The following is a 2,542-nucleotide window of genomic DNA, read 5'->3' as shown; positions in this document are numbered from 1 at the left end:
ATAATTTCCATTGCCACACGCAATATCCAAAATGTAATCCGCAGGATTAGGAGATAGAAGTTCCGTTACTTTGGGACGCACTACCTCTCTGTGAAATTCATTAGATTCGTCACCCATTGCATTATCCCAAAATTGTGCGTTCTCCTCCCAGATTTTTTTTACTTTCCTCTGTTCCCATGTTCTCTCCCACTCCCCAAATTTGCTTTTTTGCTTCCATTAAATCTTCCTTACTATATTCCATTGTTACCCTCCATAACTTCTGATTGTTGCCGTCTTGACGATTATGTATCTTTACATTACCTTCTGAAACATATGGCGCACCTTGTCCAGGCGGCTGTTTGGACGGCGGGGCTGGATGACCGGCTGACCGACAGCGGCCTGATATCCTTTCAGCTCTGTAAGGCATACGCTCCGCCCGTTGGTGTAAAAGGCCAGATCAGTACGGTATGCCTGTATACAGCGGGCGGGAATCTCGCCAGTAAAGACAACTTCATCCTTTTTTACCTGGGCCGTTTCGATGGTGGCACAGTATTTCGGTGCATCATGATAAGCCCTGGAAAGGTATTCCTGGGGCGCATAGAGGATGAAGGAGAGATAAGGTTCCAGCAGCTGCGTCCCCGATTCCTTCAATGCCTGTTCCAATACAATCGGGGCCAATGAGCGGAAGTCCGCCGGCGTGCTGACCGGACTGTAATAAAGCCCGTATTCAAAGCAAATCTTACAGTCCGTTACGTTCCAGCCGAACAAGCCCTGCTCCAGCCCGTAACGGATACCATCCCTGACAGCGTTTTGAAAACTCTGGTTCAAGTATCCCAGCGAAACCCGGCTCTCGTATTGTACACCGGAGCCAAGCGAGAGTGGTGTAACAGACAGTCCTATGGATGCCCAAAACGGGTTGGGCGGCACCTCGATATGGATGGTGTGGCTGGCTGCTTTGAGCGGCCGCTCCATATAAATGACGGAGGGTTCCTTTACCACTGTTTCAAGCTTGTATTTTTCCGACAGCAAAGCGGAAACAACCTCCAACTGCACCCGGCCCAAAAAAGAAAGAATGATCTCATGGGTGATGGAATCCACTTCGCAACGCAAAAGCGGGTCAGTATCCGCAAGTTGCGTAAGAGCGTCCAGCAGCCGTTCTCTTTGCGCTGCCGTTTTCGGCGCAATCGTCGTCCGCAGCATGGGGAGGGGGTCCTCGCGCCACCTTTTACGAGGGAGCCGGGTTTGGTCCCCTAATACATCGTTTAACCTCACGCTGTCGCTGGGAAGGATAACAATTTCACCCTGATAAGCGGTGTCTGTCCGAACAATTTCCCCTTTGGATGGAATACGCATCTCTGTGATTTTCAGCTTTTCTCTCCCGGCCAGGGCCACCGTATCCCGCAGGCGCAGCGTTCCGCTGTATAACCGTAGATAGACACGCCGCTGGCCGCAATCGGTGTACTCAACCTTGAAAACGCTGCCGCATAGGGCGGCGCCCCCCTGTTCCCCAATCGGTTGGAACAGCCCTGTCACCGCATCCATCAACGGTTGAATGCCAAGGCCATTTTTGGCGCTGCCATGATAGACTGGGAACAGGGAGGCGTCTTGAACCCGCTGCTGTTCCTCCCGCGCAAGTTTTTCCCGGCTGATTGGTTCTCCTGCGATATACTTTTCCAATAATTCATCGTTATTTTCGATGACCGCATCCCATGCTTCTATGTCGGTATTTTCCTCCAGGACTATTTCCGGGGACAGCGACACCGTCTGCTTGATGATAATATCGGCGGAGAGCTTATCCCGAACAGACTGAACCACGCTCTGCAAATCAACGCCAGCCTGGTCGATCTTGTTGATAAAGATAACGGTGGGAATGTTCATTTTCCGCAGGGCATGGAACAGAATACGGGTCTGGGCCTGCACGCCATCTTTAGCGGAGATCACCAAGATGGCCCCATCTAAAACAGCCAAAGAGCGGTACACCTCCGCCAAAAAATCCATGTGGCCGGGCGTATCCACAATGTTAACTTTACATCTGTGCCACTGGAAGGAAGTGACTGCCGCTTGAATGGTAATCCCACGCTGCCGCTCCAAAAACATGGTGTCCGTCCTCGTTGTCCCTTTTTCGACGCTCCCCGGTTCTGAAATGGCTCCGCTGGCATATAGCAGGCTCTCCGTCAAGGTCGTCTTTCCAGCGTCTACATGGGCAAGAATTCCAATATTGATTATTTTCATGTGATTGTCCTCCCTTTACAGCCCCAAAGGGCATAAAAATCCCCAGCAGTAAAATACTTTTACCACTGGGGATTATAAGTTGCGGACATACACATATACAGCATACACCTGTTTGTGATTGCTGTTTTTGGGGATATGTCAAAATTGATAAGGCAAAAGTATTCTTAAATTGGGTACAAAAAACTAAGCCCCTACAAAAGGAGCTATCATAATCCTTTGTTCCCACTATTTGATTATAGTTTTATTTAAGAATACCTTGCCGCATATTTTTTACTCCTTTTCTGGATTGAATCATCGTATCACATCAGTTTTAGGAAAGCAAGTACCTAAA

At 49.3% G+C, this 2,542-nt stretch carries 1 protein-coding gene and 1 pseudogene; both read right to left on the bottom strand.

Annotated features, from left to right (window positions below; all coding sequences use genetic code 11):
* Nucleotides 1-241, bottom strand: a pseudogene (locus tag O3932_RS10400) (class I SAM-dependent methyltransferase); the annotation flags it as partial.
* 50 nt (nucleotides 242-291) lie between these two features.
* Nucleotides 292-2,211, bottom strand: coding sequence for a tetracycline resistance ribosomal protection protein Tet(W) (tet(W), locus tag O3932_RS10395; RefSeq protein WP_002586627.1), 1,920 nt, complete (start codon nucleotides 2,209-2,211; stop codon nucleotides 292-294).
* Nucleotides 2,212-2,542 lie beyond the last annotated feature (331 nt).

Origin of the sequence: Pauljensenia sp. 20925_1_25 (assembly GCF_041433955.1) — a bacterium.
Classification (GTDB): Bacteria; Actinomycetota; Actinomycetes; order Actinomycetales; family Actinomycetaceae; genus Pauljensenia.
The sequence above is the reverse complement of the archived record's forward strand: the minus strand, read 5'-3'. Positions and strand labels throughout refer to the sequence as shown.